Below are 15,377 nucleotides of genomic sequence, written 5' to 3'. Positions count from 1 at the left end.
TCTTCAGCCCGGACAGGATCACGACATGCCGCAGCAAGCCACGCCCGCGCCGGCGCTGGTGGACGGCAGCGCCGGGCCTTCAGCGACCCACCTGGTGCTGATTCCCAGCTATAACCCCGGCGTGCGGCTGCATGAGGTGCTGCGCGGCGCGCGCGCGGCCTGGAACCCGGTATGGGTAGTGGTCGACGGCAGCACTGACGGCAGCGCGCAGTGGCTGCAAGCGCAGGCCGCCACCGACCCCGGGCTGCAGGTGCTGGTGCTGCCGAGCAACCAGGGCAAGGGCGCCGCCGTGCTGCACGGCATCGAACGGGCCGCGGCAGCAGGCTATACGCATGTGCTGGTGATGGATTCCGACGGCCAGCATCCGGCGCAGCTGATTCCGGCATTCATGGCGGTATCGCAGCGCGACCCCGGCGCGATGGTGCTGGGCCGCCCGCGCTTCGACGCCAGCGCCCCGCGCGAGCGGGTGTACTGGCGGCGCATGTCGAATTTCTGGGTGGACGTGGAGACGCTGTGGGCCGGCATCGGCGATTCCCTGTTTGGCTTTCGCGTCTACCCGATCGCGCCGCTGCGCGCGGTGATGCGGCATAGCCGCTGGATGCGGCGCTTCGATTTTGATCCGGAAGTTGCCGTGCGGCTGTGCTGGCGCGGCGTGCGCCCCATCAACCTGGACGCGCCGGTGCGCTATTTCAAGCCGCGCGAGGGCGGGGTTTCGCACTTCCGCTACCTGCGCGACAACCTGCTGTTGGCCGGCATGCACCTGCGGCTGCTGGCCGGGTTCGTGGCGCGGCTGCCGGTGCTGGCCTGGCGGCGGTGGCGCCGGCCCAGGGGCGGCCCGGCGTCCGCGCACACGGACTAAGCGCCGCACGCGTGAAGGCCGCGCGAAGGGGCCTTCAGGTCCGGCGGCAGGCGGGTACAGGCGGGCTACTTGCCCAGCTCGTGGCCCACCACCCCGCCCACGACGGCGCCGCCGATGGTTCCGGCAGTACTGCCGTCGGTCAGTTCATGCCCGGCGACACCGCCGGCTACCGCGCCTGCCGCCGTACAGCCGGCCAGCGCCATGCTTGCGCCTACCAGAAGCGCGCCTGCGAGTTTCCACATGATGGTCTCCTGCCTGGTTGCCGGGCCCGCCGCACGACATCGAAGCACCACATCGAAGCGGCCAGGCCCTCATGCGTCCACTTTAGCCGCGTGACGCGGCGTGGCCCGTCCGTGCGGCGCCGATAGCCCGGTAGGAATCGGACGACGGCAGGGGTGGCGCGCCCGTGGCCTCAGCCCTTGTCGCTGTGCTGGCGCAGCCGCTTGACCAGCGACGAGGTGTCGGCACGGCCACAGCCCATCTGCTGCAGGTCGGCGTAGAACTGGTCCACCAGCGCTGTGACCGGCAAGCCCGCGCCGTTGCGGCGGGCTTCGTCCAGGCACAGGCCAAGGTCCTTGCGCATCCAGTCAACCGCGAAGCCGAAGTCGAACTTGTTGTCGATCATGGTGGGACCGCGATTCTCCAGCTGCCAGGAACCGGCCGCGCCCTGGCTGATGACGTCCAGCACCAGGCGCATGTCCAGGCCCGCGCGCTCGCCGAAGGCAATGGCCTCGGACAGGCCCTGGATCAGGCCCGCGATGCTGATCTGGTTGACCATCTTGGCCAGTTGCCCCGCACCGGATTCGCCGATGCGGGTCACGGCGCGCGCGTAGGCGGCGATGACCGGCTCGGCCTGCGCAAAGGCCTCGGCGTCGCCGCCGCACATGATGGTCAGGATGCCTTTTTCCGCGCCCACTTCGCCGCCCGAGACCGGGCCGTCGACAAAGTGCAGGCCGCGTTCGCCGGCCGCTGCGTAAAGCTCGCGCGCGACGTTGGCGCTGGCGGTGGTGTGGTCGACAAAGATGCAACCGCTGGGCGCGCCGAAGAAGGCGCCGTCGCGCCCGGTCAGCACCGCGCGCAGGTCGTCGTCGTTGCCGACGCACGAGCACACCACCTGCGCATCGCCCACGGCCTGCGCGGGGGTGGCGGCGGACTTGCCGCCGAACCGGTCGACCCAGGCTTGGGCCTTGGCGGCGGTGCGGTTATAGACCGTGACCTCGTGGCCCTTGGACACCAGGTGGCCGGCCATGTGGAAACCCATGACGCCCAGTCCGAGGAATGCGACACGCATGCTGCTGCTCCGTTGCTTGTTGATGTTCGGGATCGGTGAGGGGCGGCCGCCCAAGCCGGGCAAGCGCCCCGCCTGCAACCCGCCACGAGGTGACGGCGCCGCGCCGGTCCCGCGAGTATACGGGCCGGGTGGCGCCGCGGACAGATACAGAACCGTCGGCAATGGGGCACGACAGCGCCGGGGGGCCGGCATGGGCCGTGCCGGTCACAAGTGGGGCACAAGCGGGGCACAAGCGGGGCACCAGCGGGTCAGAACCCGCCTACGCCAGCATCCGCCCTTGTCCTATCCCTTGCGCCGTGCACGCTGCCTACATTGAACACAGGTTGCACCCCCGAAGGAGCCGACTCATGTCATTCGCGCTATATATCATCGGCCTGCTGGTCCTGGTAGGCGGCATTGCCTGGGGCCTGTCGACGGCCGGGCTGGCGCCGGTCTACATCGGCATCGCCTGCCTGATCGTGCTCGGTATCGGCATCATGGCGGCGGTCTCGCGTACCCGCACCAAGGATCCCTCCTGAAGCCCGCTGGCCCGGCGCCGCGCCGGGCTCGCCCGCATGGTCGGTCACGCCGCGCAAGGGCGGGCGCACCAGGCTGCCGTGCCACGCCTGCTGGATCACCTGGGCGATCTGGTTGAACGCTTCCTTGGAAATCACCGCTTCTTCGCGCATGGTCTGCAGCGACAGCCTGCCCCGGCGCAGCGCGAACAGCGTCAGCAGGCGCCGCTCCAGCGCCACGGTGTAGGCGCCGAACCTGGAACGCATGTCCGCCAGCCCTTCGGCAGCCGCCCGCGAGCGGTCTTCCAGCACCCCGTCGAGCACGGTGGCCATGCGTGCGCCGAACACAGGGGTCAGCATCGAGCGGTTGTAGCGGCGCAGCCGGTCCAGCACGGTCTGGCGGCAGATCAGCAGCTCAAAGCGGTCGGCCAGCGCGCGCGCCAGCGGGCGGTCGATGCCGAGCCGGCGGTGCAGGAACAGCGCCACCTTGAAACCCAGGTGATAGTCCAGGATATGCCGTGCGGCACGGTTGTAGCCGATGCGCCCCTGCTCGCGCGCCGCGTCGATCATCTGCGCGGTGTTGCGCATCATCGCGTCCAGGTTGGCCACCGAGATCACGCCGTCGCCATATTCGGGAATCAGTTCCCGCTCGCGGGTGGCCAGCGTGACCAGGCCGATGGTCAGGCGGTCGCGCTCGGACAAGGCCGTGTCGAAGTCGAATTCTGCCGAACCGAGTTCAATGCCGCGCCGATACGTCTGCGCCGCCTCGCGCGCGATGGCGGGCGGCAGGTCGAACGAGTCGGCCACGCGCGCCAGCATCGCCTCGACTTCTTCGGTGGAAAGGCGGATCGCCTGCAGCTGCAGCGCCCGCTCCTGCGGCGACAGCTGGTCCAGCCCGAGCCGATGGATCAGCGCGCGCAGCGTGGTGCCGTTGAGCAGCAGGCTGACCAGCACGAAGCCGGTAGCCAGGATGGCGACAAAATGTCGCGTTTCGAGGGGCAGGGCGCTGTTCTCGGCGATGCCCAGCGCCAGCACCAGGGTCACCGCGCCGCGCAGCCCGCCCCATGCGATGGCCAGCTTGAAGGCGCCGTTGATGGGCGCGCTCAGCCGCAGCCAGGACAGCAGCGGCAGCAGCCCGAACAGCGTCGCCAGGCGCGCCGCCAGCGCCGCCAGCACCAGCACCAGCAGCAGCCAGCCATGATGCCCGGTCACGCCCGCCAGCATTGCGGGCACGCGCACGGCGGCCAGCAGGAACACCACGGCGCCCGCAATCCCCGCGAACTGCCCCCACAGCATGCGCAGGTGGCGCCAGTTGGGCGGTGCCAGCCGCGTCGGGCCCAGCGCGCTGACCATCAGGCCCGCGCACACCACCGCGACCACGCCCGATACGCCCAGCAGTTGCTCGGCCAGCAGGTAGAGCGGGTAGGGCAGCGCCAGGGTCAGCGCGCTTTCCGCCATGGCCAGGCCGGCCAGCCGGGGCAGCAGGTCGGACACCAGCCGCCCGGCCAGCGCGCCGCACAGCACCCCGCCGGCAAAGGCCCAGGCCAGCTCGCGCAGGCCCGCCGCCAGCGTCGCCTGCGCACCATGCCCGGTCAGCATGGCCACCAGCACGCCGACGATGGCGATCGCGGCGGCGTCGTTGAGCAGGCTTTCGCCCTCCACCAGGCGGATCAGCCGCGCCGGCGCGCCCACGTCGCGGAAGATCGCGATGACCGCGGCCGGGTCGGTGGTGGCCACCACCGCGCCCAGCAGCAGGCACACCGCCAGCGGCATGCCGCTGGCCGCCGCGGTGGCCACGCCGATGACCCCGGTGGCCACCACCACGGCAACCACCGCCAGCAACAGGATCGGTGCCGCGTCCGGCAGCATGCCGCGCACGTCGGCGGTCAAGGCGGCGTGGAACAGCAGCGGCGGCAGGAAGATCCACAGGTAGGCTTCCGGTGGCAAGGCCGGGTCGATCAGCGGATGCAGGAAATGCCGGGCAAAGTCAGGGTGGGCGGCGTCGATGGCGACATAGCCGGCGCCGATGGCGATGCCGATCGCCGACAGCAGCGTGGATTCCGGCAGCACCAGCCGTGCCGCGGCCACCTGCACCACGGCGACGATGGCTAGCAATACGCCGGCCAGGATCAGGATATCGACGATGATGCTCATGCGCCGGCCTCCGTGTCCGCCGCGGCCGGCAGCGGCGGGCTTGCCAGCCGCGCGCGCACGGCCGCCGCCAGTTCGGCCGCCGCTGGCGACAGGCTGCGGTTGCGCGCGGTGACCAGGCCGATCGAGCGCTCGGTGACCGGCGCGGTCAGCAGCCGTTCGACAATGCCGGGCTGGCGCACGGTGCCGGCCGCGATCTCGGGAAGCGCCGCCACGCCAAAGCCGCATTCGACCATGGCCGCGATGGTGGCCAGGCGTTCGGCCTCGAACACCGGCTGGAAGCGGATGCGGTTCTGCAGGAAGGCCCATTCCGCGTACTGGCGCACGCTGCTGGGATGCGTCATCGACACATGCGGCGCATCGGCCGTATCCGCCCAGCGCAGCGGGCCGGGGCGGCGCGCCAGCGGGTGCGCCGACGGGATCAGCAGCACGAAGCGGTCCGACAGCAGCGGCTCGTACTGCAGGTCGGCCTGCTGCGGGTTGGCCGCGGTCAGCGCGAAATCCACCTCGCCGGCGCGCACTAGGTCGAAAGCCGGCCCGGACAGCGTGTCGAACACCTTCAGCGCAACCTCGGGGCGTGCCTGGTGGTAGGCCATCAGCACGCGCGGCAGCACCCGCGCCGCCAGCGACGGCAGCGCCGCCACCGCTACCCGGCCGCGTTCGGCGCTGGCGATCCCGGTTACGGCGTCGATGGCGCCGCGGAACGCCGCCTGCAGCAGCGCGGCCTGCTGCATGAAGACCTGGCCCGCGGCGGTCAGGCGCACGGTGCGGGTGGTGCGGTCGAACAGGCGCACGCCGAGGGATTCCTCGATGCGCAGGATCTGCGTGGACAGGGCGGACTGCGACAGGTGCAGCTGGCTGGCGGCCTGGCGGAAGTTCAGCGTGCGGCCCAGCACCAGCGTGGTCTCGATGTCGCGCATCGACAAGTTGATGTTCATGAGAAACGGCGGTCCGGCGGCATCCGCGGCCGCGACGGTTCAGGCGATTGATCTGGTTTGTGGATCATTTTATCCAGAGAATCGATTTCTTCAATCAAAGCGGGTTCTCTACACTGGCGGGATGCCAGGAGAAACCATGCCGAACCCCAGTCCTCCGCCCTCATCAGCGATGCTGAGCCGCCCGGGTGCCGCCCATGCCGTGGTGGTAGGCGGCGGCACCATGGGCGCCGATGTCGCCGTGGTGCTGACCCGTGCGCTGTGCCGCACCACCATTGTCGAGCCGGACGCCGGGCGTGCCGGCGGTTTGCCCGCGCGCGTGCGCGCCAACCTGGCCGCGATCGGCCGCGAAGCCGGCGCGGAGCGGCTCGGCGTGGCAGCGACGCTGGAGGCCGTGGACTGGGCCTCGGTCGACCTGGTGATCGAATGCATTCCCGAGGACCTCGCACTGAAGCAGGCCCTCTTTGCCGAACTGGTGACGCGTGCGCGCCCGGACACGCTGCTGGCCAGTAACAGTTCCAGCTTCCCGATCAGCGCGATCGGCGCCGGCCTGGGCACGCGTGCGCGCATGCTTGGCCTGCACTTCTTCATGCCCGCGCACCTGGTGCCGCTGGTGGAGGTGGTGATGGGCGAGGCCAGCGACGAGCGCGGCGCCGACGCGCTGGCGGCCTTCATGCGCCGCTGCGGCATGGTGCCGGTGAAGGTGCGCAAGGACCTGCCGGGTTTCCTCGCCAACCGGCTGCAGCATGCGCTGTCACGCGAGGCCTTCAGCCTGATCGACCGCGGCATTGCCTCACCCGAGGACGTCGATGCGGCGGTGCGCTTCGGCTTCGGCTTCCGCTTCCTGGCGGCGGGGCCGGTGCTGCAGCGCGACCACGCCGGCATCGACGTGCATGCCGCCGCTGGCGCCACCATGTACCCGACCTTCTGCAACGACGACCATCCGGCGCGCTGCCTGTCCGAGCGGGCCGCCGACGGCCGCCACGGCATGAAGCGCGGCGCAGGCTTCTACGCGTGGACGCCTGACACCATCGCTGCCGAGCGTGCGCGCTATGACCAATTGCTGCGCGCCGGCCTGGCGCTGATCGCGCCCGAACTGCCCGAGATCCAGCCATGACCGACACCCCATCCCAAGCCGCCCAGGTGGCTGCGCAGCGCGCGGCGCTGGCCGACTTGCCGCTGATCGTCACCGTGGCGCCCAACGGCGCCTACAAGCGCGCCAGCGACCACCCGGCGGTGCCGCTGACCGCGGCGGCGCTGGCGGCGGAAGCGCGTGCCTGCCTCGATGCCGGCGCCGCCATGATGCACATGCACGTACGCGATGCCGAGGGCCGCCATTCGCTCGACGTGCAGGCTTATCGCGAGGCCCTGGCGGCGGTCAGGCAGGCGGTTGGCGACGCGCTGCTGGTGCAGGTGACCAGCGAGGCCGCCGGCGTGTACCAGGCCGCCGAGCAGATGGCGATGGTGCGCGCGCTGCGTCCCGAGGCGGTTTCGGTCGGCCTGCGCGAAGTGGACGTGCCGGAGATCCCGGACAGCGAGCTGGCGGCGTTCTTCGCCTGGCTGGCGCGCGAACGCGTGATGACGCAGGTGATCCTGTATGACGCGGCCGACGTAAGGCGCTGGCAGCGCATGCGCGAGTGCGGCATGGTGCCGCCGGGCGCGTGGTCGGTGCTGTATGTGCTGGGCCGCTACGCGGCCGGACAGGTGTCGTCGCCGCACGACCTGCTGCCATTCCTGCAGGCTGCGGCCGAGGGCGGCGATGCGCTGCCGTGGGCCATCTGCGCGTTCGGGCGCGAGGAGAATGCCTGCGTGACCGCGGCCGCCGCGTTTGGCGGCCATGTGCGGGTGGGCTTCGAAAACAACCTGCTGTTGCGCGACGGCAGCCGTGCGCCCGGCAACCATGCGCTGGTGGCGCAGGCGGTGCAGGGCGGGCTGACGCTGGGCCGGCCGATCGCGGATGCGGCCGATGCGCGCCGCATCTACGGCGCGGTGCGCTGAGGCAGGCGCGCTGGCGCGGCGCCGTCAGGCGCCGTCGGTGAAGCTGTCGCGCGGGGCGTTGGGGTTGTGGGCACCGTCGGCAAACGGGTCGCGCGCACCGGTCGCGGTGTGCGCGCCGTCGGTAAAGCTGCTGCGGGTGCCGGTCGCGGTGTTGGCGCCATCGGTAAAGGCGCTGCGCGGGCTGGTGACGCTGCGCGCGCCATCGCTGAACGGATCGACGCTGCGTGGCGCGGCTTGCGCGGCGCCGGCAACGCCGGCAATAAGGGCGGTGGCGACAAAGACTTGCCTGAGTGCATGCATGGATCGCTTCTCCGTAAGGTTGCCGGCCCGGTATGGGCGGCGGTGTGGCTAGTCTAGGTGGCGGCCGCCCACGCGAGCATGACCGCCACATGACAATGCCGTCATCCCGCGCGCTGCCGCGGACCCCACCTGCACGCCAGAGCAGCTGCCGCCCGGCAAAGGCTGTAGAATCATGGCTGTCCGACCGGCCTGTGGTTCCATCGCCGGTTTTTCATTGCCCGCGGAAATGCAGCGGGCCTCTCACAAGAGTCATGTCCGAGTCTGATTCAGCCAAACTCGCTGCGGTGGCGTGGATCCGCGAGCAAATGGACCGTCATGCCCTGAGCATTGACGACCTCGTCGAGGCCGGATGCTTCGACCACGTTTCGACACCGTCGGCAGGCGCCGGCGAAGCTGCGCCGTCGACGGCCACCGCCGCGGCGCCAAAGGCCGCGGGCGCGCGCCCGCTGTACCGCAATGCCATGGGCCAGAGCTGGGACGGGCAGGGCGAGTATCCTGACTGGCTGCAGCGGGCGGTCAATGCCGGGCAGTCGATCGAATTCTTCCGCGTCAATTAAGTCCGGCCTGAGCCTCGCGCTCAGCAGTGCGCGGGCAGCAGCGGCAAGACCGGCAGCACTGGCAGGTTGCCGTTGAATGCCGCCGGCGTAGCCATGGGCGCCACCCGCGCGCGGTGCACGAACACCTCGGCGGGCAGCTCGCGCAGCACGTTCGAAGCCGCGGCAGGCTGCAAGGCGGTGTCCGGGGCTGTGTCCTGCGCAGCATCCGGCTCGCCCGACTGCAACGGCGCGCCGCCGCCGGCCGGCTCGGCCATCACGCGGACGGCGCTGCCGCCGCAACCCGCGTCGGCGGCGCCGCCCAGCGACGCTTCAACTGCCAGCTTGGCCGCGACATGCCGATCCGGCAGCGACAGGCCAGCCGCCTGCACGGCGCCGCACGCCGCGGTCCCTGCCGCCGCGGCGCCCGCAGCGGGCAGCGCAAGCAGGACAAGAGACAGCAACAAGGAGCTAGACAGGCATTTCATCGCAGGGAAACCGGCAGAATGGGAGATGACGCGCGCGGGCCAGTCGCGCACGGGAGATGAGCGCGCATTCTACCGGTGTTTTGCGCGGCCATGCCGTGGCAAGGCGTTGGCATGGCGATGACATTTCTGCAATCTTTACCCATTTGCCGCCATCCTCGGCTAGCGTTACGCCATGGCGGCACTGGGCCGCCGGAAAGTGATGGAATCATGCGTATCCTGATTGTCGAGGACGAACCCAAGGCGGGCGACTACCTGCACAAGGGGTTGACGGAATCCGGCTTTGTGGTGGACCTGGCGCGCGACGGCGCCGACGGCCTGGCCCACGCGCGCGAGCATCCCTATGACCTGATCGTGCTGGACGTCATGCTGCCCGGCCTGGACGGCTGGGAGGTGCTGCGCGAACTGCGCCGCGAGCGCGACACGCCGGTGCTGTTCCTGACCGCGCGCGACGAGCTGTCGGACCGCCTCAAGGGCCTGGAGCTCGGCGCCGACGACTACATGGTCAAGCCCTTTGCCTTCGCCGAACTGGTGCTGCGCATCCGCACCATCCTGCGCCGCGGACCGCTGCGCGAGAGCGAATTCATCGAGGTGGCCGACCTGCAGATCGACGCCATTCGCCGCCGCGTGGTGCGCGCCGGCCAGAAGATCGACCTGACCTCCAAGGAATTCGCGCTGCTGTACCTGCTCGCGCGCCGCCGGGGCGAAGTGCTGTCGCGCTCGCTGATCGCCTCGCAGGTGTGGGATGTCAATTTCGACAGCAACACCAATGTGGTCGACGTGTCGATCCGGCGCCTGCGCGCCAAGGTCGACGACCCGTTCCCGCGCAAGCTGATCCATACGCGCCGCGGCATGGGCTATGTGCTGGACGATGGCGACGACCGGGTACACGACGCATGATGCGGCTGCCGTCTTCGCTCACCACGCGGCTGGCGCTGGCCTACGGGCTGGCCACGGCGGCGATCCTCGCCAGCGTGGCGGCGTACCTGTCCGGCGCGCTGTCGGCCCAGCTGGAAGGACGCGATGAAAGCGAGCTAGTGGGCGAGGTGCTGCTGGTGCGCCACCTGCTGCGCGAGGTGCGCAGCGAAGCCGAGATCCGCGCCGATACCCATCGCTTTGCCGATATCGCGATGGGTCACGAGGGCCTGATCCTGGTGGTGCGCACGCGCCAGGGCGAGCCGCTGGTCACGCTGAACCCGCGCAACGAAAGCGTGCCGCCGCTGCGCGTCTTGCCCGCCACCACGCAGCCCGAGAAAAGCATGCTGCAAACCTGGCGGCCCAAGAACGGCGTGCCGTCGCGCGGCATTGCCGCGCTGGGGCAACTGGGCGATTCGGACAAGGCCGTGGAGATCGTGGTGCTGCGCGATGCCGGCTACCGCGTGGCGCTGATGCGCGAGTATCGCCACCAGTTGCTGTGGGCCACGCTGTGCGGCGCGGCGGTGGCGGCCGGGCTGGGCTTTGTACTGGCGCGGCGCGCGCTGCGGCCGCTGCGGCGCATGGCCGCCGATGCCGCCGCGGTGACCACCAGCCGCCTGGCCACGCGGCTGGACGTGGGCCGGGCGCCGGCGGAACTGCGCGAACTGGCGGCCGCGCTCAACGACATGCTGGCGCGCCTGCAGGACAGCTTTTCGCGGCTGTCAGAGTTCTCGGCCGACCTGGCCCATGATTTCCGCACGCCGATCAGCAACCTGATCGGCCAGACCCAGGTTACGCTGGCGCAAAGCCGCAAGACGGCCGAGTATGAGGCCCTGCTCGAGTCCAACCTGGAGGAGTACGAGCGCCTGGCCCGCATGATCGAGAACATGCTGTTCCTGGCGCGCGCCGACCATGCACAGGTGGCGCTGGACGTGCGCACGCTGGACGCGCGCGAAGAGCTCGACAAGATGGCCGAGTACTTCGAAGCCGTCGCGGCGGACCGCGAGGTCGCGCTCACGGTTTCCGGCTCCGCGCCGGTGCAGGCCGACCAGACCCTGCTGCGGCGCGCCGTGACCAACCTGCTGGATAACGCGCTGCGCCATGCGCCGGCGGGCAGCACGGTGCGGGTCGACGTTGCGCGCGCGCCCACGGCGGCCGACGCCGGCACCAGCATCCGCGTCAGCAACCCGGGCCCGGCGATTCCGCCGGAGACGCTGCCGCATATCTTCGGTCGTTTCTACCGCGCCGATCCGTCGCGGCGCAACTCCGCGGCGTCGACCGGGCTGGGGCTGGCCATCGTCGACACCATCATGCGGCTGCATGGCGGCAGCGTGACGGTGCGCAGCGTCGACGGACTGACCGTGTTCACGCTGAAGTTCCCGGCCGAGCCGGTGCCGATGCCGGCGGCTGCCGCTGCCGTCGCGGTGTCCTGAACCTGCCCTTGCACTGGCCGCGCGCGCGCGGATAATGGCGCGCGTGCCGGCCGCGTCCGCTCCCGGAGCGTCCGGCAGTTCCATGTCATGCAACCCGATGGACAACCAGGAGAGCAACATGCAGGTGCAACCCTATCTGGATTTCGGCGGTCGCTTTGACGAGGCGGTGGCCTTTTACGGCACGGTGCTGGGTGCCCAAGTCACGTTTGCGATGCGCTACAAGGAAGCCCCGCCGGACCAGGGCATGGCGGTGCCCGATGACTGGAAAGACAAGGTGATGCACGCCAATCTCCAGATTGGCGAAAACCAGGTGATGGCCTCCGATGGCCGTCCCGGAGAGCGCCCGGCTTTCAGCGGCTTCAGCCTGTCGGTAAGCGGGGTCAGCCGCGACGAAGGACGGCGCATCTTCGAGGGCCTGAGCGAAGGCGGCCAGGTGGTGGTGCCGTACCAGAAGACCTTCTGGGCCGAAGGCTTCGGCATGCTGGTGGATCGCTTCGGCATGTCATGGATGGTCAACTGCGAGCACTAGCGGCGCGCGACGGCCCGGCCGGCATCGCGGCCGCCGGGCCGCTTGACTCTGTAGCCGCTACAGGGTCTTCAATGTCATCAGGTCAAACCAGCGGGAACAACAAGACATGGCTCGCACGTCACCTGAAGACGCTCTTCCACACGATCACGCAGCCCGGCACGGCGGGCCGCATGGCGCCTGCCATGCGCATGAGCAAGATCACCACGCCCACGCGCATGAACCCCAGGCTGCGCCCGCGCATGCCGGCGAGCCGCCGGCACCGGCGCCGGCCGCGTGTTGCGGCAGCGGGTGCGCGTCCCCCGTCGCGCTGACGCCGCCGGCACCGGTCGAGGTTCCGGCAGGCGCCAGCACCGTCGCCTGGCGCATCGACGCCATGGATTGCCCCACCGAGGAAACGCTGATCCGCAACAAGCTGGGCGGCATGGCTGGCATCGCCGCGCTGGAATTCAACCTGATCCAGCGCGTGCTGACGGTGCACCACACGCTGGCGTCAACGGAGCCGGTGGCCAGGGCGATCGAAAGCCTCGGCATGCGGCCGGTGCCCCTCAGCGCCGAAGCCGCGCACCGGGTCTGGCCCGAAACCGCCGCGCGCAAGCCGTGGTGGCCGCTGGCGCTGGCCGGTGTGGCCGCGCTGGGAGCCGAGGCGACGGAATGGCTGGGCCTGGGGCTGCCATGGCTGCCGGCGGTGCTGGCGCTGGCCGCGGTGGCGCTCGGCGGGCTGACTACCTACCGCAAAGGCTGGATCGCCCTGCGCAACGGCAACCTGAACATCAACGCGCTGATGAGCATCGCCGTGACCGGCGCGCTGCTGCTGCGCCAGTGGCCGGAAGCGGCCATGGTCATGGTGCTGTTCGCGCTGGCCGAGCGCATCGAGGCGGCGTCGCTGGACCGGGCCCGCAATGCTATCCGCGGCCTGATGGCGATGGCGCCGGAGCAGGCCACGGTGCGGCGCGCCGATGGCAGCTGGGAGACCGTGCCGGCCGCCGGCGTGGCCGTCGGCACGCGGGTGCGCCTGCGCCCGGGCGAGCGCGTGGCGCTTGACGGCAAGGTCGTGCGCGGTCAGTCGGCGCTGGACCAGGCGCCCATCACCGGCGAAAGCGTGCCGGTCGACAAGGCCGAAGGCGATGCGCTCTACGCGGGCTCGATCAACCAGTCCGGCGAGCTGGAGTACACCGTGACCGCGCCCGCGAGCGACTCGACGCTGGCACGCATCATCCACGCCGTGGAGGCCGCGCAGGGCAGCCGCGCGCCGACGCAGCGCTTTGTCGACCAGTTCGCGCGGATCTACACGCCCACGGTGTTCGCGATCGCGCTGGCGGTGGCGGTAGTGCCGCCGCTGGTGGCCGGCGGCGGCTGGGTCGACTGGATCTACAAGGCGCTGGTGCTGCTGGTGATCGCCTGTCCGTGCGCGCTGGTGATCTCCACTCCCGTCACCATCGTCAGCGGGCTGGCCGCCGCCGCGCGGCGCGGCATCCTGGTCAAGGGCGGGGTCTACCTGGAACAGGGCCGCGAGCTGGCCTGGGTGGCGCTGGACAAGACCGGCACCATCACGCACGGCAAGCCCGCGCAGACCGACCATGCGCTGCTTGCCGACGAAGCGCCGCACGCGCGCGCCATTGCCGCCAGCCTGGCGGCGCGCTCTGACCATCCGGTCTCGCGCGCGGTGGCCACGGCGGCGCGGGCCGACGGCATCGCCGCGCTGCCGGTGGAGGCGTTCGAGGCGCTGGCGGGGCGCGGCACGCGCGGCATGGTGCAAGGCGTGGAATATCGGCTCGGCAACCACCGGCTGGTGCATGAGATGGGCGCGTGCTCGCCGGCGCTGGAGGCGCGGCTGGAAGCGCTGGAACGCGAGGGCAAGACCGTGGTGCTGCTGGCGCGGGTAACTGGCCAGGGCGCGGCCACGGCGCTGGCGCTGTTCGCGGTGGCCGACACAGTGCGCGACACCAGCCGCCAGGCGATTGCGGAGCTGCATGCGCTGGGCGTCAAGACGCTGATGCTGTCCGGCGATAACCCGCATACGGCACAGGCAATCGCGGCGCAGGTCGGCATCGACGAAGCCCGCGGCAATCAGTTGCCGCAGGACAAGGCCGACGCCATTGCCGCGCTGGCCGCCGCAGCCCATGCGCGCGGCGGCCGCATCGGCATGGTCGGCGACGGCATCAACGACGCTCCGGCGCTGGCCCGTGCCGATGTCGGCTTTGCCATGGGCGCCGCGGGCACCGACACCGCCATCGAAACCGCCGACGTGGCGCTGATGGACGACGACTTGCGCAAGATCCCGGCCTTCGTGCGGCTGTCGCGCCGCACCGCCATCATCCTCAGGCAGAATATTGCGCTGGCGCTGGGCATCAAGGCCGTGTTCCTGGTGTTGACGGTGCTGGGGATGGGGACGATGTGGATGGCAGTGTTCGCCGATATGGGGGCGAGCCTGCTGGTGGTGTTCAATGGGTTGAGGGTAGGGGCGCGGCGCGGGGCTTGATTACCGCTTACAGTCTGCTTCCTCTCCCGCGAGCGGCGAGCCGCGTTGATACGGCGTTGGCCTGCGGTTCAGCGCAATGCCACGTCGGGCTGCACAATCAATTCCCCGCTCCGCCCCGGAATCTCGCCCCACGTCACCGGCAGTTCCGGCAGCATCTGCCGATCCAGCCCGCGATACCACGTCGCCATCGACACCAGCTCGTGCCCCTGGGCACGCCAGCCTGCCAGCAGCCGTTCGAACACGGGCGCCAGCTTGCCGCCTTCCAGCTCGGCATGCAGCGTGAACACATGGTCGCGCGTGCCTTCGGTCAGCTTCAGCAGGGCGGTGTGGACGTTGTCCTCGGTCAGGTCGTCGGTGCCGATCAGCTCATCCAGTGTCGGCAGCGTGGTCGGCATCTGCACGTGCCGGCAGGGCACGCCGCCAATGGTGGGGATGTACGGTGCGGTGCCGCGGCCGTCGGAGGCGTAGGCCATGCCCCAGATGTCGATCTGGCGGAACGCGGCCTCGTTCATCTGCCAGCCGGCGGCGCCGTGCGTGGACGGGGCCTCGCCGAAGATCTCGCGATAGCGCGCGAAGGCGCGCTGCATCTGGTCGCGCGTCCAGGCGTCATCGCGCTCGCGCACGTTGTCCTGCCAGTAGACGTGGTCCCAGGTATGGATGCCGCATTCATGTCCGGCGGCGCGCGTCGCGCGCATCTCGGCGGCGCCCTTGCGGCCGATATCCGGGCCGGGCAGCAGCACGCCGTACATCAGCGTGCGCAAGCCGTAGTTCGAGACTACCGAGGTGCGCGATACCTTCCGCAGAAAGCCGGGACGGAACACGCGCCGCAGCGCCCAGCCGGTATGGTCAGGACCCAGGCTGAACAGGAAGGTGGCCTGGGCCTGCGCGGCCGCCAGCATCGACAGCAGCCGCGGCACGCCTTCACGCGTGCCGCGCAGCGTGTCGACGTCGACCTTCAGGGCAATGCGAGCCATG

The 15,377-nt window shown here is 70.5% G+C and carries 16 protein-coding genes; 8 read left to right on the top strand and 8 right to left on the bottom strand.

Translation table 11 applies throughout. The features are described from left to right. Nucleotides 1-25 precede the first annotated feature (25 nt). Nucleotides 26-859: a glycosyltransferase family 2 protein gene (locus tag E5S69_RS03940; protein WP_171513683.1), complete on the top strand. Its 834-nt coding sequence runs from the start codon at nt 26-28 to the stop codon at nt 857-859. Nucleotides 860-924: 65 nt separating this feature from the next. Here the strand turns inward: E5S69_RS03940 and E5S69_RS03935 are convergent, their stop codons facing one another. The 4 genes from E5S69_RS03935 to E5S69_RS03920 all read right to left on the bottom strand — a co-directional run bounded on the left by E5S69_RS03935 (nt 925) and on the right by E5S69_RS03920 (nt 5,733). Continuing rightward, nucleotides 925-1,101 (bottom strand): glycine zipper 2TM domain-containing protein, encoded by a 177-nt coding sequence (locus E5S69_RS03935; RefSeq protein ID WP_171513682.1) that lies wholly within the window; start codon nt 1,099-1,101, stop codon nt 925-927. A gap of 170 nt (nt 1,102-1,271) precedes the next feature. Next, nucleotides 1,272-2,150 (bottom strand): NAD(P)-dependent oxidoreductase, encoded by an 879-nt coding sequence (locus E5S69_RS03930; RefSeq protein WP_171513681.1) that lies wholly within the window; start codon nt 2,148-2,150, stop codon nt 1,272-1,274. A gap of 359 nt (nt 2,151-2,509) precedes the next feature. Continuing rightward, nucleotides 2,510-4,798, bottom strand: coding sequence for a cation:proton antiporter (locus E5S69_RS03925; RefSeq protein ID WP_171513680.1), 2,289 nt, complete (start codon nt 4,796-4,798; stop codon nt 2,510-2,512). Continuing rightward, nucleotides 4,795-5,733 carry a LysR family transcriptional regulator gene (locus E5S69_RS03920; RefSeq protein ID WP_171513679.1) on the bottom strand — a complete coding sequence of 313 codons (939 nt, stop codon included), beginning with the start codon at nt 5,731-5,733 and terminating at the stop codon, nt 4,795-4,797. The genes E5S69_RS03925 and E5S69_RS03920 overlap by 4 nt, the downstream gene beginning before the upstream one ends. A gap of 136 nt (nt 5,734-5,869) precedes the next feature. Here E5S69_RS03920 and E5S69_RS03915 point away from each other — a divergent pair, with 136 nt between their 5' ends. Together E5S69_RS03915 and E5S69_RS03910 are read left to right on the top strand one after the other, a co-directional pair. Continuing rightward, the gene (locus E5S69_RS03915) at nt 5,870-6,847 is read left to right on the top strand and encodes a 3-hydroxyacyl-CoA dehydrogenase family protein (protein ID WP_171513678.1); all 978 of its coding nucleotides are present in this window, start codon (nt 5,870-5,872) and stop codon (nt 6,845-6,847) included. Further along, entirely contained in the window at nt 6,844-7,728 is an 885-nt protein-coding gene (locus E5S69_RS03910; protein ID WP_171513677.1) for a 3-keto-5-aminohexanoate cleavage protein, read from the top strand. Before E5S69_RS03915 ends, E5S69_RS03910 begins: the two co-directional genes overlap by 4 nt. Before the next feature lie 24 nt (nt 7,729-7,752). On the opposite strand, the gene E5S69_RS03905 is transcribed toward E5S69_RS03910, so the two are convergent. Continuing rightward, complete coding sequence (locus tag E5S69_RS03905) at nt 7,753-8,028, bottom strand: hydroxyquinol 1,2-dioxygenase (RefSeq protein WP_171513676.1); 276 nt, start codon at nt 8,026-8,028, stop codon at nt 7,753-7,755. A 251-nt stretch (nt 8,029-8,279) separates the two neighbouring features. Between E5S69_RS03905 and E5S69_RS03900 the strand changes: the two genes are divergently transcribed. Further along, complete coding sequence (locus tag E5S69_RS03900) at nt 8,280-8,585, top strand: H-NS family nucleoid-associated regulatory protein (RefSeq protein ID WP_171513675.1); 306 nt, start codon at nt 8,280-8,282, stop codon at nt 8,583-8,585. A gap of 20 nt (nt 8,586-8,605) precedes the next feature. Here the strand turns inward: E5S69_RS03900 and E5S69_RS03895 are convergent, their stop codons facing one another. Beyond that, nucleotides 8,606-9,025: a hypothetical protein gene (locus E5S69_RS03895; RefSeq protein ID WP_236901189.1), complete on the bottom strand. Its 420-nt coding sequence runs from the start codon at nt 9,023-9,025 to the stop codon at nt 8,606-8,608. 231 nt (nt 9,026-9,256) lie between these two features. Here E5S69_RS03895 and E5S69_RS03890 point away from each other — a divergent pair, with 231 nt between their 5' ends. From E5S69_RS03890 to E5S69_RS03880, 3 genes are all read left to right on the top strand, one after another. Then, a complete protein-coding gene (locus E5S69_RS03890; protein ID WP_116340733.1) occupies nt 9,257-9,946 on the top strand; it encodes a heavy metal response regulator transcription factor in 690 nt (229 codons plus the stop codon). Further along, a complete protein-coding gene (locus E5S69_RS03885; RefSeq protein ID WP_171513673.1) occupies nt 9,943-11,394 on the top strand; it encodes a heavy metal sensor histidine kinase in 1,452 nt (483 codons plus the stop codon). The genes E5S69_RS03890 and E5S69_RS03885 overlap by 4 nt, the downstream gene beginning before the upstream one ends. A 118-nt stretch (nt 11,395-11,512) precedes the next feature. Beyond that, complete coding sequence (locus E5S69_RS03880) at nt 11,513-11,923, top strand: VOC family protein (RefSeq protein WP_171513672.1); 411 nt, start codon at nt 11,513-11,515, stop codon at nt 11,921-11,923. Nucleotides 11,924-12,041: 118 nt separating this feature from the next. Here the strand turns inward: E5S69_RS03880 and E5S69_RS32585 are convergent, their stop codons facing one another. Next, entirely contained in the window at nt 12,042-12,164 is a 123-nt protein-coding gene (locus E5S69_RS32585) for a hypothetical protein (protein ID WP_272871703.1), read from the bottom strand. 66 nt (nt 12,165-12,230) lie between these two features. Between E5S69_RS32585 and E5S69_RS03875 the strand changes: the two genes are divergently transcribed. After that, entirely contained in the window at nt 12,231-14,402 is a 2,172-nt protein-coding gene (locus tag E5S69_RS03875; protein ID WP_236901225.1) for a heavy metal translocating P-type ATPase, read from the top strand. Nucleotides 14,403-14,470: 68 nt separating this feature from the next. Here the strand turns inward: E5S69_RS03875 and E5S69_RS03870 are convergent, their stop codons facing one another. Next, nucleotides 14,471-15,376 carry a polysaccharide deacetylase family protein gene (locus tag E5S69_RS03870; RefSeq protein WP_171513670.1) on the bottom strand — a complete coding sequence of 302 codons (906 nt, stop codon included), beginning with the start codon at nt 15,374-15,376 and terminating at the stop codon, nt 14,471-14,473. Nucleotide 15,377: the final 1 nt, after the last annotated feature.

Source organism: Cupriavidus necator (assembly GCF_013141915.1).
GTDB lineage: Bacteria > Pseudomonadota > Gammaproteobacteria > Burkholderiales > Burkholderiaceae > Cupriavidus > Cupriavidus necator_B.
The sequence above is the reverse complement of the archived record's forward strand: the minus strand, read 5'-3'. Positions and strand labels throughout refer to the sequence as shown.

Coding starts and splice junctions, on each gene's coding strand:
- E5S69_RS03940 (WP_171513683.1), top strand. CDS start 26: ATGCCGCAGCAAGCCACGCCCGCGCCGGCGCTGGTGGACGGCAGCGCC.
- E5S69_RS03935 (WP_171513682.1), bottom strand. CDS start 1,101: ATGTGGAAACTCGCAGGCGCGCTTCTGGTAGGCGCAAGCATGGCGCTG.
- E5S69_RS03930 (WP_171513681.1), bottom strand. CDS start 2,150: ATGCGTGTCGCATTCCTCGGACTGGGCGTCATGGGTTTCCACATGGCC.
- E5S69_RS03925 (WP_171513680.1), bottom strand. CDS start 4,798: ATGAGCATCATCGTCGATATCCTGATCCTGGCCGGCGTATTGCTAGCC.
- E5S69_RS03920 (WP_171513679.1), bottom strand. CDS start 5,733: ATGAACATCAACTTGTCGATGCGCGACATCGAGACCACGCTGGTGCTG.
- E5S69_RS03915 (WP_171513678.1), top strand. CDS start 5,870: ATGCCGAACCCCAGTCCTCCGCCCTCATCAGCGATGCTGAGCCGCCCG.
- E5S69_RS03910 (WP_171513677.1), top strand. CDS start 6,844: ATGACCGACACCCCATCCCAAGCCGCCCAGGTGGCTGCGCAGCGCGCG.
- E5S69_RS03905 (WP_171513676.1), bottom strand. CDS start 8,028: ATGCATGCACTCAGGCAAGTCTTTGTCGCCACCGCCCTTATTGCCGGC.
- E5S69_RS03900 (WP_171513675.1), top strand. CDS start 8,280: ATGTCCGAGTCTGATTCAGCCAAACTCGCTGCGGTGGCGTGGATCCGC.
- E5S69_RS03890 (WP_116340733.1), top strand. CDS start 9,257: ATGCGTATCCTGATTGTCGAGGACGAACCCAAGGCGGGCGACTACCTG.
- E5S69_RS03885 (WP_171513673.1), top strand. CDS start 9,943: ATGATGCGGCTGCCGTCTTCGCTCACCACGCGGCTGGCGCTGGCCTAC.
- E5S69_RS03880 (WP_171513672.1), top strand. CDS start 11,513: ATGCAGGTGCAACCCTATCTGGATTTCGGCGGTCGCTTTGACGAGGCG.
- E5S69_RS32585 (WP_272871703.1), bottom strand. CDS start 12,164: ATGCGCGGGCGCAGCCTGGGGTTCATGCGCGTGGGCGTGGTGATCTTG.
- E5S69_RS03870 (WP_171513670.1), bottom strand. CDS start 15,376: ATGGCTCGCATTGCCCTGAAGGTCGACGTCGACACGCTGCGCGGCACG.